This is a genomic window from Tabrizicola sp. (genome assembly GCF_016793705.1).
GTDB lineage: Bacteria > Pseudomonadota > Alphaproteobacteria > Rhodobacterales > Rhodobacteraceae > Tabrizicola.
In genome coordinates this window covers 103981-120938 of record NZ_JAEULO010000001.1, presented here as the reverse complement: position 1 = coordinate 120938, position 16958 = coordinate 103981, and the positions used below count along the sequence as shown (strand labels likewise).

At 63.9% G+C, this 16958-nt stretch carries 16 protein-coding genes and 1 pseudogene; 13 read left to right on the top strand and 4 right to left on the bottom strand.

The genetic code is table 11. The features are described 5' to 3' along the window. Positions 1-82: 82 nt before the first annotated feature. Entirely contained in the window at positions 83-1087 is a 1005-nt protein-coding gene (locus tag JNJ68_RS00635) for a LacI family DNA-binding transcriptional regulator (protein ID WP_294977730.1), read from the bottom strand. A 311-nt stretch (positions 1088-1398) separates the two neighbouring features. Here JNJ68_RS00635 and JNJ68_RS00630 point away from each other — a divergent pair, with 311 nt between their 5' ends. The 9 genes from JNJ68_RS00630 (at position 1399) to JNJ68_RS00590 (ending at position 9853) form a co-directional block, all read left to right on the top strand. Beyond that, positions 1399-2370 (top strand): substrate-binding domain-containing protein, encoded by a 972-nt coding sequence (locus JNJ68_RS00630; RefSeq protein WP_294977728.1) that lies wholly within the window; start codon positions 1399-1401, stop codon positions 2368-2370. A gap of 94 nt (positions 2371-2464) precedes the next feature. Next, positions 2465-3523, top strand: coding sequence for an ABC transporter permease (locus JNJ68_RS00625; protein WP_294977727.1), 1059 nt, complete (start codon positions 2465-2467; stop codon positions 3521-3523). A gap of 6 nt (positions 3524-3529) precedes the next feature. Next, positions 3530-4321 (top strand): ATP-binding cassette domain-containing protein, encoded by a 792-nt coding sequence (locus JNJ68_RS00620; RefSeq protein ID WP_294977725.1) that lies wholly within the window; start codon positions 3530-3532, stop codon positions 4319-4321. A 41-nt stretch (positions 4322-4362) separates the two neighbouring features. Further along, positions 4363-5544, top strand: coding sequence for a Gfo/Idh/MocA family oxidoreductase (locus tag JNJ68_RS00615; protein ID WP_294977723.1), 1182 nt, complete (start codon positions 4363-4365; stop codon positions 5542-5544). 10 nt (positions 5545-5554) lie between these two features. After that, on the top strand, positions 5555-6454 hold the full coding sequence (locus JNJ68_RS00610) for a sugar phosphate isomerase/epimerase (protein WP_294977721.1): 900 nt from the start codon (positions 5555-5557) through the stop codon (positions 6452-6454). A gap of 10 nt (positions 6455-6464) precedes the next feature. Continuing rightward, entirely contained in the window at positions 6465-7472 is a 1008-nt protein-coding gene (locus JNJ68_RS00605) for a sterol desaturase family protein (RefSeq protein ID WP_294977719.1), read from the top strand. A 91-nt stretch (positions 7473-7563) separates the two neighbouring features. Further along, on the top strand, positions 7564-8688 hold the full coding sequence (locus JNJ68_RS00600; protein WP_294977717.1) for a fatty acid desaturase family protein: 1125 nt from the start codon (positions 7564-7566) through the stop codon (positions 8686-8688). Between the two features lie 31 nt (positions 8689-8719). Further along, positions 8720-9031 carry a MocE family 2Fe-2S type ferredoxin gene (locus JNJ68_RS00595; RefSeq protein ID WP_294977716.1) on the top strand — a complete coding sequence of 104 codons (312 nt, stop codon included), beginning with the start codon at positions 8720-8722 and terminating at the stop codon, positions 9029-9031. 12 nt (positions 9032-9043) lie between these two features. Then, on the top strand, positions 9044-9853 hold the full coding sequence (locus JNJ68_RS00590) for a 3-methyl-2-oxobutanoate hydroxymethyltransferase (RefSeq protein WP_294977715.1): 810 nt from the start codon (positions 9044-9046) through the stop codon (positions 9851-9853). 185 nt (positions 9854-10038) lie between these two features. On the opposite strand, the pseudogene JNJ68_RS00585 reads toward JNJ68_RS00590, so the two are convergent. From JNJ68_RS00585 to JNJ68_RS00575, 3 genes and pseudogenes are all read right to left on the bottom strand, one after another. Beyond that, a pseudogene (locus JNJ68_RS00585) lies at positions 10039-10279 on the bottom strand (transposase); the annotation flags it as partial. Between the two features lie 104 nt (positions 10280-10383). Further along, positions 10384-10887, bottom strand: coding sequence for a PfkB family carbohydrate kinase (locus JNJ68_RS00580; RefSeq protein WP_294977713.1), 504 nt, complete (start codon positions 10885-10887; stop codon positions 10384-10386). A 102-nt stretch (positions 10888-10989) separates the two neighbouring features. Then, on the bottom strand, positions 10990-11562 hold the full coding sequence (locus JNJ68_RS00575; RefSeq protein ID WP_294977711.1) for a cupin domain-containing protein: 573 nt from the start codon (positions 11560-11562) through the stop codon (positions 10990-10992). A gap of 164 nt (positions 11563-11726) precedes the next feature. Here JNJ68_RS00575 and JNJ68_RS00570 point away from each other — a divergent pair, with 164 nt between their 5' ends. The 4 genes from JNJ68_RS00570 to JNJ68_RS00555 all read left to right on the top strand — a co-directional run bounded on the left by JNJ68_RS00570 (position 11727) and on the right by JNJ68_RS00555 (position 16957). Next, a complete protein-coding gene (locus tag JNJ68_RS00570) occupies positions 11727-12068 on the top strand; it encodes a cupin domain-containing protein (protein ID WP_294977709.1) in 342 nt (113 codons plus the stop codon). 1 nt (position 12069) lies between these two features. Next, a complete protein-coding gene (locus JNJ68_RS00565) occupies positions 12070-13989 on the top strand; it encodes an FAD-dependent oxidoreductase (RefSeq protein ID WP_294977708.1) in 1920 nt (639 codons plus the stop codon). A gap of 125 nt (positions 13990-14114) precedes the next feature. Next, positions 14115-14933: an enoyl-CoA hydratase-related protein gene (locus JNJ68_RS00560; protein ID WP_294977706.1), complete on the top strand. Its 819-nt coding sequence runs from the start codon at positions 14115-14117 to the stop codon at positions 14931-14933. Next, positions 14930-16957, top strand: a complete 2028-nt coding sequence (locus tag JNJ68_RS00555; RefSeq protein WP_294977704.1) for an acetate--CoA ligase family protein — start codon at positions 14930-14932, stop codon at positions 16955-16957. The genes JNJ68_RS00560 and JNJ68_RS00555 overlap by 4 nt, the downstream gene beginning before the upstream one ends. The last annotated feature ends 1 nt before the right edge of the window (position 16958 follow it).

Below are 16958 nucleotides of genomic sequence, written 5' to 3'. Positions count from 1 at the left end.
GTGGCTTGCTACTTCAAGCGTATTGCCAAACGAGGCACGGATCGTGGGTAAGCTGCTCCATCACGACGGTCACAGACCGACACTAGCACGATTCTGCCGTCATCGTTGTAAAGCGGATGGGCGGGTTCGGGACCGGAATGGTCGTCAGGCCAACCCGGTAAAGCACCATGTCCAGCGCGCGACGCGCCTGCACTTCCGGCGCTTGGTCGAGGACCACATCCATCCGTCCGTCACTCAGGGCTGCGGCGCTCCAAGCGTTGAACTCGTGGCCGACGAAGAATATCGCCTTGCCCCTGGAATGGGACTCCAAGACGGGCCCGATCAGCGAGTTGTGGCCGCCGGAGTTGTAGAAGCCCACGATGTCATCCCGCTCTTGCAGGCAGTCAGCGAGCAGGGAAGCGCCATAGGGTCCGTCATCGCGTCCGAACATCAGGCGTTCAAACTGCAGGTCCGGTGAAGGGTGGGCATCAACATAGTCGCTAAACCCTCGAATACGCTCGCGATGAGCCTCGAACTGATTGCCGGGACAAAGGACGACCACTGAGCCCTTCGCCCGGCACATGCGCCAAATGTACATGGCCGCAGTGCGACCCGCACTGTAGTTGTCGATGCCGACATAATCGAGTTCGGTGCCAAAGGTCCGCGTCACGATCTGGATGATGTAGGTTCCGGTCGCGCGCACCTCGGCCAGGGCCGCGCGGACAAGATGATGGTCGGGACCTACAACGATCAGTCCTGCACGCTGCACCCCCGAGCCAGAGATGCGCCTGGCGAAAAGCATGGGGTCGTCGGTCAGGACGGTGCGGTGCAAGGCGACGCGCGAATCCAGGCTCTGCGCGATCTTTTCAAACTCGTGGACCAGCCGGGCGAAGAACGTGGTTTCGGGCCGTGCGATGATGAATTCGACACGCACCACACCACGGTGGACCTCGGGAAGACGCCGGTCCCATCCCAGCCTTACCGCGGCGTTGATCACGCGCTCGGTCTTGTCCTTCTGCACGCCCCCCCGACCGTTCAGTACCCGCTCTACCGTCGCCAGGCTGACGCCGGCATCCTGGGCTATCATCGCGAATGTCGGTCGGCGCATCGTCCTCTTCCCTCGGCCCGGTAGCGATCACCCGTAGCCGACAATTTTGAGGCGATCACGTCAAGTTCGACGTGCGACAACACGTCGCGCCTTGTAACCAGCGGAAAAACAACTGCTTTAAGTCGGCGTCTCTCGTCGGCAACAAAAGTTGCAAATCCTTGATTCCTGCACTTCGGCTGTGCACCATGAAGTTGCGTCGGGTGAATGCTCCCGGCGTGCGGGGAGGAGACCGCCCATTGCCCTAAACGCAGAATCACTCGGAAAGGTCTTCTTTCCGGCAACGATGGGCTGTGCGCAACAGGAGGAAAGACATGAACTTCAAGACAGGGATTGCAGGGTTGGCGCTTTCGACGGCGCTGGCGCTCGGCGGAATCGCCCGCGCTGATGATAAGGACCACGACTGGTCGAGCATCGACATCCTGATGCTGCACTGGTCGCAAGCCTCCAACCCGTTCTTCGAGGCGGTGAACAACGGCGGCAAGGACGCTGCTGCGCAACAGGGCATCACGCTCGACATCCAGTATGGCGAGGAGGATCCGGTCAACGAAACAACCATCCTGGAAACCGCCATCGCCAACAAGGTCGACGCCATCGTGGTCGGCATCGCCGACGACAACGCCTACGACGAGGTGTTGTGCCGGGCCGCAGCAGCCGGGATCGTGGTCCTGACGATCAACATCGACGACAGCAAGGGCGCCGACGGCGGCATTTGCCGCATGGCCTTCATGGGCCAGGATTTCGTCGAGTCAGGCTACAACCTGGGTAAGCGCATGATCGCCGAAGCCGGCATCAAGGAAGGCGATCTGGTCTTCACGCCGGTCGAAGCGCCCGAGGGCACCTACGCCGTCCTGCGTCACGAGGGCGTCCAGAAGGCACTGGATGAGGTCGGAGCGAAGTCGGAGGTTCTGGGCACCGGCAACGACCATGGCCAGGCCCTGAACCTGATGACGCAGTATCTGATCGGCCACCCTGACGTGAAGGCGATCATCGGCCTCGGCCAGACGCCGACCAGCCAGGCGGTTCAGGCGGCCAAGGATGCCGGTCTGACCGTGGCTATCGGCGGGTTCGACATTTCGGAATCGATCCTGAAGGACATCGAGAATGGCGACATGATCGCAGCGGTCGACCAGCAGCCCTATTCGCAGGGCTTCTACGGTGTGACGCAGGCGGCACTGGCGGTCAAATACGGACTGTACCCCTCCGAAATGAACACCGGCGGCGCAGGTCTGGTCGACAAGACCAACTACAAGGCTGCGGTGGAATGGGCCGGCGTGGTGCGCTGAACACGCTGACACGACGAAGGGGGCCGGAAATGGCCCCCTCCATTGCAGGGCAAAGGCCCTGGCAAGAGCGACAATTCCGAGGAAGGACCCGGCGATGGCCACGGCACAATCCGATCACATCCGCGCAGCGATCCAGCAACGCAATCGGCGCAGCAGAAGTTCGCGCATAGTCGATTGGGTACGCACCAAACCGGAAGGCGGCATAGCCGTCCTGTTCCTGGCGGTGCAGTTGGTGGTGATCGCCGTCTCGCTGGCCAATCCCAGCTTTCGCTATCTCGATGCCGCGAATATCGCGGTCACGCTAAAGGCGATTGCGCCGTTGGGTGTCATGGCGCTTGGCGTCTCGATCCTGATGATCGCCGGAGAATTCGATCTTTCAGTGGGCGCGCTCTACTCTTTCTGCTCGATCGTCGCCGCGACCCTGACCATGACCTGGGGCGGTGACAGTGGCGCAGATGTTCCCTCTGCCATCGCGCCCTTCGCCGGGCTCGCCGTCGGGCTTCTAATCGGCGCGCTGGCCGGCGTGCTGCACGCTGTCATCACCTTGCGGTTCAATATCCCCAGCTTCATCACCACGCTTGGCGCGATGCTGATGTGGAAGGGGGCCACGCTGTTGTATCACGGCGCGCAATCCCTGCGCTTCAAGCCGTCGGAACCCTTCAATACGCTGTTCAACAGCTCGATCGGCGTCGTTCACGCTTCGATGATCTGGTTCCTGCTGCTGGCGGTCGCCTTCTATTTCCTTCTCCATCATCACCGGCTGGGCAACCACTTCTTTGCCGTTGGCGGCAACAGGAATGCAGCCGTCGCAATTGGTGTGAACCCGGTGCGCACCAAGATCATTGCCTTCGGCATCTGTGGTTTCATGGCGGCGTTTTCCGGTATCCTGGCCGGCACGCGAGTTATGTCGATCCAGCCAGGCGGCGGTCTGGGGCTTGAACTGCAAGCTATCGCCGCCTGCGTCATCGGTGGCGCAGCGCTGAATGGAGGCCGCGGCTCGATTCTGGGCGTCGTCTTGGGCACCGCGCTGATGTACACGATTCAGGATCTTCTCCTGCTTCTGCGCGCACCCGGCTTCTACTTCGACATGTTCGTTGGTGGGCTGATCGTGATCTCGGTCATCACCAACATGGCCATCCGGCGGAAAGGCTGATCCGAAATGAGCGACCTTCAAATCATCGAACCGGAAGAAAAGCCGATCAAGGGGCTGCGCCCTACCGAGACCCCGCTGCTGGAGATGCGCAACATTACCAAGCGATACGGCGCCTTCGTCGCGCTCAACTCGATGAACTTCTACATCGGTCGCAACGAGGTCGTGGGGCTTCTGGGTGACAACGGCGCGGGCAAGTCGACGCTGGTCAAGATGATGTCGGGGATCAACCCGCCGACCTCGGGCGAGATTCTGGCCAATGGCAAGCCGGTGAACTTCAACAGCCGCGCCGATTCCGAGGCGGCGGGGATCGAGACGATCTATCAGGACATTGCGCTGGTCGACCAGATGTCGATCACCCGCAACATCTTTCTCGGCCGCGAGATCACCAATGCCTTCGGCTTCATGGATCACAAGGCGATGGAGGACAAGGCGATCGACATCCTCGGCTCAGCCGTCCAGATCTCGGGGATCGAAGATCCCGACAAGGAGGTGGGCTTCCTGTCGGGCGGGCAGAAGCAGGCGGTCGCCATTGCCCGCGCGGTCTACTTCAAGCGCAATATCCTGTTGCTGGACGAACCCACCTCGGCCCTGTCGGTGCGTGAGACCGAACACCTTCTGGCCTATGTGCGCGATCTGAAAAACCAGGGCACGTCCTCGGTCCTGGTCACGCACAATCTCTATCACGCCTTCCAGGTCTGCGACCGCTTCGTGGTGATGAGCCATGGCGCCAAGGTCTACGAGGCTCGCAAGGAAGACACGTCGATCGAGGAAGTCACCTACCACGTGATCAGGACCTGACGGGTCCCGAGGTTCACCGAACGAAGAACGGAGTTTGCGACATGGCCCTTGCAGGGACCGTATTCTATCCGCCTGCGCAGCGCCGCCTGCGACTGGGTATCGTCGGCGGCGGGCGTGGCGCGCTGGTCGGCCAGTGGCACTGGACCGGCGCGCGACTGTCCAACCGCTGGGACCTGGTAGCCGGGGCGCTGTCCTCCGACCCGGCGACGGCTGCCGCTTCGGGCCGCGACTGGATGCTGCCCGAGGACCGCATCTATGCAGATTATCGCGAGATGGCACGGGCCGAGGCCGCCCGCCCGGACGGAATCGAGGCGGTGGTGATCTGCACGCCGAACTGGTCGCACCGGGCCATTGCGGAAGCCTTCATGGACCAGGGTATCGACATCATCTGCGACAAGCCGATGACCATCTCGCGCGAGGATTGCGTCGCGCTGGAACAACGGCAGCGCGAGACGGGCCTCGTCTTCGCGCTAACCTACCCCTATCCCTATCATCCGATGGCGCGGCAGGCCGCCGAGATGGTGAAGGTCGGCGCCATCGGCACGGTGCGGCAAGCCCAGGTCGAATATGCGCAGGACTGGGCGACCGAGCCGGACGATCCGAACTCGCGCAGCCTGGCCTGGCGGCGCGACCCTGCGAAGATCGGCCGCGCCTCGGCGACGGGCGACATCGGGACCCATGCCTTCCAGATGCTGGAATTCGTCGCCGGCCAGAAGGTCGTGCGCTTGCGCGCCGACTTCCATGTCTGTGGCGCGCCCAAGGCGATGGAGGACACCGCCTTCCTGTCGCTGAAGCTGGCGAACGGCGCGCCCGCCGCGATGTGGATCACCCAGGCCGCGCCCGGCAACTACTGCGCCCTGCGCGTCCGCGTCTATGGCGACAAGGGCGGGCTGCACTGGGATCAGGAATTCCCCGAAACCCTGCGCTACACACCCCTGAACGCCCCGGAACAGATCATTGTGCGCGGGCATGGTGCAGGCATGGCGGCGCCGGCCGAACGTATGGTCCTGCTGCCGCGCGGGCACGGGGAATCCCTCTCGGATGCCTGGGGCAACCTCTACCGCGAGATCGCGATTGCCGTCGCTGCCCGCCGCAATGGCGAGACGGTGCCCGAGGGGCTGCTCTGCCTGCCCGATATCCACACCGGGGCGCGGGGCGCCCGCTTCGTAAATTCAGCCGCTGACAGCCACGAGGCGGGCAGCGTCTGGGTCGACCTGAACTGAGGGACGCATCATGCGCATCGCACTTGACCCCTTCATGCACCGCCACCTGAGCCTGGAAGAGCTGCCCCGCAAGGTGCGCGAGCTGGGCTATGACTGGATCGAGCTTTCGCCCCGCGCCGACTTTCTGGAATGGTTCAAGGCGCCCCGCGTCTTTCCTGACCGGATCAGGACATTCAAGGCGGCGCTGGCCGCCGAGAACGTGAAGATCGCCAGCCTGCTTCCGATGTATCGCTGGGCCTCCAACGACGAGGCCGAGCGGCAGGCCGCCGTGCGCCACTGGAAACGCGCCATCGAGATCTGCGTCGAGATGGAGATCGACACGATGAACTCGGAATTCGGGCGCGGACCGCACCCCGATAAGGGATCCTGCTATTGCTGCCACACCGGCAGCATGATCGAGACCTGCGAGGATGCCTGGTGGCGCAGCATGGAAGAACTGGTGCCGATCCTGGAGCGGGAGGGCATCACTCTTCACATCGAGCCGCATCCCGAGGACTGGGTCGAGACGCTGCAACCCGCGGTGGACATCATCCGCACGGTGAACAGTCCCCGCGTCAGGTTCCTGTATTGCGCCCCGCATACCTTCTACTTCGGCGACGACACCAGGGCGATGATCCGCGAATGTGCCGATGTGCTGGCCCATGTGCATGTGGGCGACACCTTCAATCACAAGGCCAGCTCGGGCCTGCGCTATATCCTTAACCCGCCCGGCACCCAGGCGCGCGTGCACCAGCACCTGGACATCGGCCAGGGCGAGGTGCCTTGGGACGATTTCTTCGGCACGCTGGCAGAGGTGGGCTTTGACGGGATCATGACCGCCTGTGTCTTCGCCTGGGAGGACAGGGCCGACCAGTCCTCGGCCTTCATGCGCACCGAAATGCAGCGCTTCATCGACAGATACTGGACCTGAGGAGGCTCTCATGGACGACCTGCAATACGGAACCCGGAACAAGCGCGGCGACTGGACCCCGAACGAGCCGCTGAGCATCGCGCCGATCTACCGCCTACCCTGGAAGGCGCGCGACATCCTCGGCTTTCTGAAGGGTTACTTCCTGCCCTGGAACCTGTCGTTCATGGTGCTGGCCGCGATCTACTGGTTCTTCCTGACCCCCTCGGTCGAGACGACCCGGTCGCTTGCGCCTGGCTGGATCCTCTACCTGTTCCTGCGCAACTCGGCGGCGGTGCTGATCTTCTTCGGCGCGATGGAACTGCGGCTCTACGTCCAGCGCCGGCAGGGGAACCAGTTCAAGTACAACCATCGCTGGCCAAAGGAACACCCCTCCGACGTGTTCATGTTCAAGAGCCAGACCATCGACGGCATCATCCGCACCTTCGCGACCGGCGTCCCGATCTGGACGGCCTACGAGGTGCTGATCCTGTGGTGCTACGCCAACGGCATCGGCGCCTGGTCGACCTTCGAGGCGCATCCGGTCTGGTTCACCGCGCTCTGGCTTCTGGTGCCGATCTGGCACGAGGGGCATTTCTACCTGATCCACCGGCCGCTGCACTTGCCGTTCTTCTACAAGCACATCCACTCGATCCACCACAACTCGGTCAATCCCAGCCCCTGGTCGTCGCTGTCGATGCACCCGGTCGAGCAGCTTCTCTTCTTCTCCAGCTCGCTCCTCTACCTGGTCGTGCCCGCCCATCCGCTGTTCGCACTCTACCACCTGCAACTGTCCGGTCTCGGCTCGATCGTCGGGCATATCGGCTTCGACAAGATCGCCCTCGGGGACGAGAAGCTGATGGATACTCACACCTATAACCACTACCTCCACCACAAGTATTTCGAGGTGAACTACGGCGACGGAACCGTGCCCTTCGACAAGATCTTCGGCACCTACCATGACGGCACCGCCGCCTCGGATGCCGTGCTGGACCGCCGGATGAAGCGGCGCCGCGAAAAGATGGCCGCTCGCTCGGGTTGACGGCAAGCGACCACCTTGTGCCGGGCCGCTTCCTCCCTCCCGTCGGCCCGGCACCCCCCTTCCAACCCAGAAACGAATGAAGAGAATACCGATGGCCCGCACCAACCGCGACTATGCCCTGCTTGGACGGGACGCCAGGCTCGCCGAGGAGATCGGGCTCGTGTCGGCAGCCTGGTATCACACCGAGATTCCGCGAAAGTTGATGAAGGATCTGATGCAGCGTGGCGACCTTCCTGCCATCCGCGATACGATCATCCTGTTCGCCACCATGATCGGATCGGCCGCCGCAGGCATCTGGCTGTGGCCGTCCTGGTGGTCGGCACCCTTCTGGGCGATCTACGGCGTGCTCTATGCCTCGGCGATGGATTCGCGCTGGCACGAATGCGGGCACGGCACGGCCTTCCGCACCCGCTGGATGAACGATGCCCTCTACCAGATCGCCTGCTTCTGCATGTTGCGCAACCCGGTGGTCTGGCGCTGGAGCCACGCCCGGCATCACACCGACACCATCATCGTGGGTCATGATCCTGAAATCATCGCCATGCGCCCCGCCGTCGTGGCGCGGCTGATCCTGAACTTCTTCGGCCTGTTCGAGCTTTGGGGCAACGGCAAGGCCACGCTCCAGCTGATCTTCGGCCATATGCCCGAAACCACCTGCTCCTTCGTGCCCGCCAGCGAACAGCCGAAGGCCTTCCGCATCGCGCGCATCTGGGGTTTGATCTATCTGTCCACCGCCGCCCTCGCCGTCTGGCTCGGCTCGATCCTGCCCTTCATGGTGATCGGAATGCCCATCCTGTTTGGCAGCTGGCACATGGTCATGACCGGCTACATGCAGCATCTGGGCCTTGCCGAGAATGTGCTGGACCACCGGCTGAACAGCCGCACCGTCTACATCAACCCGGTCAGCCGGTTCATCTACTGGAACATGAACTACCACGTCGAACACCACATGTTCCCGATGGTGCCCTATCACGCCCTGCCGCGCCTGCATGCGCTGATCCGGCATGACCTGCCGCCTGCGCATCCGTCGATCCTGTCGGCCTATGCCGAGATCATCCCCACGCTCGCCAGGCAGTTCCGCAATCCCGACTGGTTCGTGAAGCGGCAGTTGCCCGCCACCGCCAAGCCCTACCGGCCCGAGTTCCACGGCGACCTCGAACCCGGCCAGCCGACACCGGGTATCGGCGGCTATCCGCTTCCGCATGCCGCCGAATAGCCCGACACGACACTTCTAGACTGGAGCCCAGATGCCCTGGATCACCGCCTGTTCCACCGATGACATCGAGACCGAAGACCTGATGCGCTTCGACCATGCCGGCCGCAGCTTCGCGATCTATCGCAGTCCGGATGACGAATTTTTCTGCACCGACGGCCATTGCACCCACGAGCGGGTCCACCTCGCCGACGGGCTGGTGATGGACTATGTCGTCGAGTGCCCCAAGCACAACGGCCAGTTCGACTATCGCACCGGCGAGGCCGTGCGGGCCCCGGTCTGCGTCAATCTCGCCACCTTCCAGACCCGGGTCGAGGACGGCCAGGTCCAGATATTCATTCCCTGAAGGAGCCCGGACATGGTCCACAAGAACACCCGCCCCACCGTCCATGACATGCGCCAGATGAAAGCGCGCGGCGAGAAGATCGCGATGCTCTATGTCACGACGTCAGAGGAAGCGGCGGCGGCGGCGCAGGCCGGGATCCACATGCTGTCGATCGAGGCCCGCTTCTTTTCACCCGCAATGCGAGAGGCCGCCGGCAACTGCTTCGTCCAGATCGGCTTGCCCTACGGGCCGAACGGGACACTGGTCACCGCCGATGACTACCTGCGCGCGGCCTATCATTTCATGGCGATGGGTGGTGACAGCTTCTATTGTGCTGCCGCCTTCGACATCCAGAAGACCCTTTGTGACAACCATGTCCCGATCGTGGCGCATGTGGGCATGAACCCCAACATCGTCACCTGGACAGGTTGGCGCGCGGTCGGCAAGACGTCGACCGAAGCGCGACGCGTCTGGGACCAGATCAAGCGGCTGGAGGAAATCGGGGCGTTTGCCGCAGAACTGGAATGCGTGCCGGACCGCCTGGGGGCTTTCATCAGCGCAAACACGCCCATGCTGATGCTGGGCATGGGCGCCGGTCCGGGCGCGGATGCGCAATACCTGTTCGCCGAGGATGTGCTGGGCTGCACGGACGGGCACAAACCGCGCCACGCCAAGACCTATCGAAACTTCGCCGCCGAGTATGCGCGCCTTCAGAGCGAACGTATCGATGCGTTCAAGGAGTTCGCTGCAGACGTGATGTCCGGTGGTTATCCGCAGCGACAGCACACCGTTGCCATGGACGATATAGAGTTCGAGGACTTCAGGGCGACCCTCGGACTCTGACCGATTTCGTTACCTGCCGCCTGGGCTCCAGTCGCCAAAGTCAGAACATGACGGCTGCGGCGAGAACGACGGCGGAGAGGAAGGTCTTCGCGTGCCTGGGATGCAAGGACGTATCCGCCGGTCTTTCGATACGTCCCGTAACCAGTCCGCAACGACGACATTCGTCTCCGCGCCTTCTGAGGCCGACCCTCCATCATCCGTGCAAAGACACCTTTGAGCCCTACCGCCTCCAGCGACTATAGAGCGTCTTCGGCGACCCATTCTTTTGGGGGTATCATGCCACAGCAGGTTATTGCGATTGGTAAAGATTATGCCACTTAGAACATGCCCCTCGTCGACATGGAGCTTGTCGTGGATCTTGGGGAAGAAGGACTGAAGGCGGCGCGTCTTTTCGTCCGTCAACCAGAAAAGACTGCTATCGGTCAGTCTCGGTGCCCAAACCACATCGCCTGGGCACAAGCAATGGCTCCTGACCCTAACCAAGATCGCTGGTGCGCCAGGGAGCGAACCAAATGACATCGGCGGTGGGGCTATGGAATGTCTGCGAGCGGATAGCCCCATGCGCCTTCCCAACCGCAGGCTTTCGCTGCGCAGAAGGCGGCATATTGGAGAACCTCTTCCGGAGTATCTCCGCGCAGTCTCGCCACAAGGTAGCCAGCGATGAAGGCATCGCCTGCGCCCATGGTGTCGACCACCGTGGCGGGCACAATTGGCTGTTCGATGCGGGTCTGACCATTGGCCCAGACTGCCCCCTTGTCGCCGCGCGTCACGCAGACGGTGTCCGGTCCAAGGTCAAGGACCCGCGCGATCAGCTCCGACACTGCCGCATCGGCCAGGCCTGCTCCTGACAGGAAAGCCGTCGAGACATGCGGGCAAACCTGCGCCAGATAGGCCGGGTCGTGCAAAGTGGAGAAGTCGAACGACACCCCGCGCGCGGCGGCACGTATGCGGGGCAGTTCCGGTTCGAGATAGCTGAAGCAGCTGGAATGGACATGGCCCTTCGCCGCAATCAGCGCGAGGTCATCCTCGTCCATGGAACTGCCGTTTCAACAGTTTCCGTCGAAGTCGTTCCAATCCGACGGCGGCATGCGCGGCGCGCAAATGCTCTACATCCACCGTGAGACGGGTCCCGACACCTAGAACGCCGGGGGGCTGATGGCCCAGAGGATCACAGCCTCGACCGCGCCGGGGTTGCGGTAGCGGTGCGGTTCGGTTGAAGCAAAAGAGCAGCTGTCGCCAGTGTGGAGGTGAAAGTGGCGGTCGCCGACCCAAAGCTCCATCTCGCCCGCCATCACAAAGCCGACCTCGTCGCCCTTGTGGCTGTAGGCTTCCTTCGCGCCGCTGCCCGGAGGCAGACGGCAGAGGATCATCTCGACCTGGGCCGAAAGCTTGGGAGTCAGAAGTTCGTCGACGATGCCCGTGTCATAGTCGATCCGCAGGCGGTTGCGGGCGCGCACGACGTAGCCGCGCTCTTCCGCCGGAGGCTCGCCAGGACCGGAAAAGAACCATTGCACGGTCACGTCAAGGCTCGCCGCCAGCGCCACCAGTGCCGGGATCGACGGTTGGGCCAGGTCGCGCTCGATTTGGCTGATATAGCCGGGCGACAGGCGGCTCTTGGCGGCCAGATCGGCCAGGGTCATGCCGCGCCGCTTGCGCAAGCCGCGGATTCGGTCCCCAAGGATTGCGGCGGGGCTGTCGTCTTGTGGCACGCCTAGGCTCCGGTTCGGTCCTGGATATCTAGCGCCCCGCCGCTGGACGAAACAAGGACCGCCCGTCGATCCAGGCAGAAAAATTTGCCGAAAGTAAATAATCGTCTTGATTCTTTACTTTCAGAAATTTCATATGCCGAAAACTACAGTTCCCTGGAGGAGATATGTCTGGCATCGTTCAGTTCAAAGCTGCCGAGCGCCGCTTCGACGCCTATGGCGAAGGCGGGCAGATCGCGCGCCTTGTCGGGCCCGAGATCAGCTCCTCGATGGGGGCGGGAATCGCGAAGTTCGACGGCTGTTCCATCGCCTGGACGGTGCTTTATGACGAGCTGATCGTGACCTTGGAGGGCAATTTCCGCCTGTGCGTCGGCGAGACGGTCTATGATTGCGAGCCCGGCGATGTCCTCTGGGTGCCGGCCAATACGCCTTTGCGCTACGAAGGCGAGGGGGCGACGGTCTTCTATGCGCTCTCGCCGGTCGATTGGCGGGCAAGGGCGGGGCTGTAGGATGCTGTTCTCGCCGCTGACCATCCGGGGAAAGGTGATCCGCAACCGGATTCTGTCGACCGGGCATGACACAACCCTGCCGACGGATGGCACGGTGAACGAAGCGCTGATCGCCTATCATCGGGCGCGTGCCAAGGGGGGCGTCGGGCTGATCGTCACCCAGGTGGCGGGGGTGCATGAGACGGCGCGCTATACCTCGCACCTGCTGATGGCGACGGAAGACTCCTGCATCCCGGGCTTTCGCGCGTTGGCCGAGGCCGTCCATGCCGAGGGCGCGGTGATCATCAGCCAGCTGTTCCATCCGGGACGCGAGATCATGGAAAGCGCGGACGGGCTGTTGGCGGTGGCCTGGGCACCCTCGGTCGTGCCGAACGAGCGCTTTCACGTCATGCCACGTGAACTGGACGAGGGCATGATCGCCGAGATCGTGGCGGGCTATGCGGCCTCGGCCGCACGGCTGGCCAAGGCGGGGTTTGACGGGGTCGAATATGTGGCCTCGCATGGCTATCTCCCCGCGCAGTTCCTGAACCCCCGCGTCAATCTGCGGACCGATGCTTGGGGGCGGGACCGGACGAGGTTCCTGCGCGATTGTCTGCAGGCGATGCGGGCGGCTGTGCCGGAGAGCTTCATCATCGGCATGCGGATTTCGGCCGACGAGCGTGAAGAGGCGGGGCTGCAAGCCGACGAGGTCGACACTGCCTGCAAAACGCTTGAGCCCTATGTGGACTACCTGAATGTCACCCTCGGCACCTCGGCCACGCTGGGGGGCGCAGTGCATATCGCCCCGCCGATGGCTTTCGCCGCGGGCTATCTGGCCGAGGCTTCGGCACGGCTGAAGTGGGCCGTGGGTGTTCCGGTCTTTGTGGCAGGTCGGATCAATCAGCCGCAGGTGGCCGAGGCGATCCTCGCGGCGGGACAGGCCGACATGTGCGGCATGACCCGCGCACTGATCGCCGACCCGGAAATGCCCATGAAAGCGCAGGCCGGGCGGCTGGACGACATCCGTGCCTGCATTGGCTGCAACCAGGCCTGCATCGGGCACTTCCACCGCGGCCTGCCGATATCCTGCATCCAGCACCCCGAAACCGGGCGAGAGCTGAGGTTCGGCACCCTGTCCCCGGCGGTTCGGCGCAAGAAGGTCATGGTGGTCGGCGGAGGCCCCGCTGGCATGAAAGCGGCGGCGGTCGCGGCGGCACGCGGCCATGAAGTGACGCTGTACGAGGCCGAGGCGCAGCTGGGAGGCCAGGCGCGTCTGGCGCAACTTCTGCCAAGGCGCGCCGAGTTCGGCGGCATCGTCACCAACCTCTCGCGCGAGATGGAGCTGGCGCAGGTCCGGGTGAAACGCGGCATCCGCGTGACCCGCGAGACGGTGGCGGCAGAGGCCCCCGATGTCGTGATCCTCGCCACCGGCGCCGTGCCTTACGTGCCAGAGCTGCCCGAGGACGGCTCGGTGCAAATGCTGACGGCCTGGGGGGTGCTGCAAGGCGCCAAGACCGGGCGGCGCGTGCTGGTCGCCGATTGGCGCGCCGACTGGATCGGACCGGGCATCGCCGAGGCGCTGGTTCAGCAGGGCTGCAGCGTGACGCTTGCCCTGACCGCGCCGATGCTGGGCGGCCAGCTGCCGCTTTACGTCCGAGACGACATCGCCGCCCGCCTGCATGGCCTGGGCGTCACGGTCACGCCCTACGCAAGGCTTTACGGCGCGGCGGGGGGGATGGTCTACCTGCAGCACACTTCCAGCGGTGCCGCCATCGAGGTCGAGGCGGAAACGGTGGTGATGTGCCTCGGCCACCGCCCGGCCGATGACCTGCGCGCGCAGGTTGCCGACCTGGCCGAGGTGCTGACCATCGGCGACGCCATGGCTCCACGCACCGCCGAAGAAGCGGTCTACGACGGGTTGAAGGCCGCCGCCACACTCTGAAATCATGAGACAGCGTCATTGTATCATGCGGATTGACCGCATTGCCCTGACGCAGCTTCGCGCGGAAAATCCTGCCCAGACCACGAGAACCGGGGGTGCTTCCCCCTTTGTCCGAAGGCAGGATCATGAGCAGCGCCCAATTGAATGTCACCGTCGCCGGCCCGGTCATGGAAGTCTCCATGAACCGCCCGCCGGTCAATGCGATCAACCTCTCGCTCAGCCGCGAGATGTATGCTGCCTTCCGACGGCTGAATGACGACGCGGAGTTGCGGGTCGGCCTCCTTTCCAGCGCGGGGAATGCGAAGAACATCTTCTCGGCCGGTTGGGACCTGAAGGCCTTCGCGGCGGGGGAAAGCCGGGACGACGAAAACGGCTTTGACCTCGGCCCGGGGGGCCTTGGTGGGTTGCCGGAGTTTTTTGACCTTTACAAGCCGGTCGTCGTGGCCTTGGCGGGCGGTGCCATCGGCGGGGGCTTCGAACTGGCCTTGGGCGGCGATGTGATCGTCTGCGCCGAGGATGCGTATTTCTGGCTGCCCGAGATGAAGCGCGGTTTCCTGCCCGACGGCGGCGCGATCCAGAAGCTGCACCACCGCATCCCCTACAACGTGACGATGGACCTGATCCTGACAGGGCGGAAAATGTATGCCGAAGAGGCGAAGCATTGGGGCCTTGTGCGCGACGTGGTGCCGGTGGACCGCCTGATCGACCATGCCCGCGAGATCGCCGGAATGATCGCCGAAGGCGCGCCGATGGTGGCCCCGGCGCTGAAGGAATACATGCGGAAATATGCCCATGCCTCGGTCGAAGCCAGTCATGCAGCAACCCGCCGCGCCTGGGTCGGCAAAAGCGACATGCCGCATTACGAACGCATGATCCAATCCGATGACTTCACCGAAGGCTCCGTCGCCTTCACTGAGAAGCGTGCGCCGGAGTTCAAGGGATGAGCCGCCTTGTCCCGATGTTCGAGGCGCGCTCCATGGTCGTCGTGGGGGCCTCGGACCGCGAAGGGTCTTTCGGGGCCCGGCTGGCGCAAGCGACCTTGTCGGCAGGGTTCAAAGGCCAAGTCAGCTTCGTGAACCCGCGGGGCGGCGAGATCACGGGCCTGCCCGCGCTGCCCTCGCTGTCCGACCTGGACCACGCCCCGGACGTGGCGGTGCTGGGCGTCGGCGGGGCCAACCTGGAACGCGCTTTGCTAGGTGCCATCGACAAGGGCGCGAAATCGGCGGTGATCTTTGATGCCTGCCACGGGGACGGCTTGCTGGACCGCCTGAAATCCATCGCGGCAGAGGCCCGGATTCCGGTCTGCGGCGGCTCTGGCATGGGCTTCATCAACACAAGGTCGCGGGCCGTGGCAAGCTTCTATGATGCCGGCCATCTGAAACCCGGAGGTATCTCCCTGATTGCCCACTCCGGCAGCGTCTTCACGGTCCTGGGCATGAACGACCCGCGCTTTCGCTTCGACCTCATGGTCTCGCCGGGGCAGGAAATCGGCGCCACGATCGACGAATACATCGCCCATGCGGCGGGGCGGGCGACGACCAAGGCCATCGCCGTCTTCATGGAATCCGCCCGCAACCCGCAGGGCCTGATCGACGCGCTGAAGCTGGCGCGGGCGAAAGGCGTGCCGGTGGTGATCTGCAAGGTCGGCAGGACCGAGGAAAGTGCCCGGCTGGCGCGGTCCCATACCGGGGCTCTGGTGGGGTCGAACGCGGCCTATGCGGCGGTGTTCGAGGAGTGTGGGGCCATCGCGGTCGACACGGTGGACGAGCTGATGAACACCGCCCTGTTGTGCGCCTCGGGGCGCAAGCCAGGGCCGGGCGGGGTCGGCCTCGTCACCGACAGCGGCGGCTTGCGCGAAATGCAGGTCGACCTTGGCAGCGAGACGCAGACGCCCCTGGCGCGCCTGTCACCCGCGACCTTGACCGCCCTGCGCGCGGCTCTGCCGCCCGAACTGGAGCCTTCGAACCCGCAGGACTGCGCCGCCGACCTGACCGACGAATTTCCCAAGGTCTTCGAACGCGGGCTGAAGGTGCTTGCCGATGCGCCGGAGGTCTCGATGCTGGGGCTGGAGGCCGATTTCCGAGACGATTACGTCTATGAGCCAGGCCTTCTGGACCTTGCGAAGTCGCTGCCCACCCTGACCACCAAGCCCTGTTTTGTCTATTCCAGCTTCTGCCTTGCCCATAACCGGCGGCTTGCGGATGAGTTGGCGGACCTTGAGGTTCCCTATCTGAACGGCGCGACCACGATGATGACGGCGGTGCGCAAGGTGCAGGCCTGGGCCGATGCGCCCCAGTGGGAGGCGCCCGAGGTTGCGCCTTGGCCCGGCCAACTGCGCGCAAAACTGGACGAATTCGCCAGCCTTGAACTGTTGTGCGGCTTCGGCATGGCCACCGTGCAAAGTGTAGTTTGCCAGACGGCGGCGGCGGTTGCTGAAGCGGCCAGCACCCTGGGCTTCCCGCTGGTCCTGAAAACGGCCGAGGGCATCGACCACAAAAGCGATAGTGGCGGGGTGATCCTGAACCTCCGCGACATGGCCGGGCTCACGACCGCCTATGCCGACCTCTCGCGCCGTCTTGGGCCAAGTGTGATCGTTCAAACCATGGTCGAAAGGGGCATCGAGCTGACCTTCGGCTGCGTCATGGACCCGGATTTCGGGCCCTTGGTCATGGTCTCGCCGGGCGGTACGCTGGTCGAGCTTTTCGACGAACGCCAATGCGCCCGCGCGCCGTTTGGTGACGCTCAGGCCGAAGCTATGATCAGGCGGCTGAGGGTCTCCCGGCTGATCGACGGCGTTCGAGGCGATGCGCCCCGCGACATGGCGGCAGCTGCCCGCTCGCTTGCGGCTTTCTCACAGGCCTGCGCCGCACTGCGGAGCCGAGTCACCGAGATCGACGTCAACCCCGTCGTCGTCACCGCCTCGGGCGCCATTGCTGTCGACGCGCTGATCGTCACGAAGGAGGCGTAAA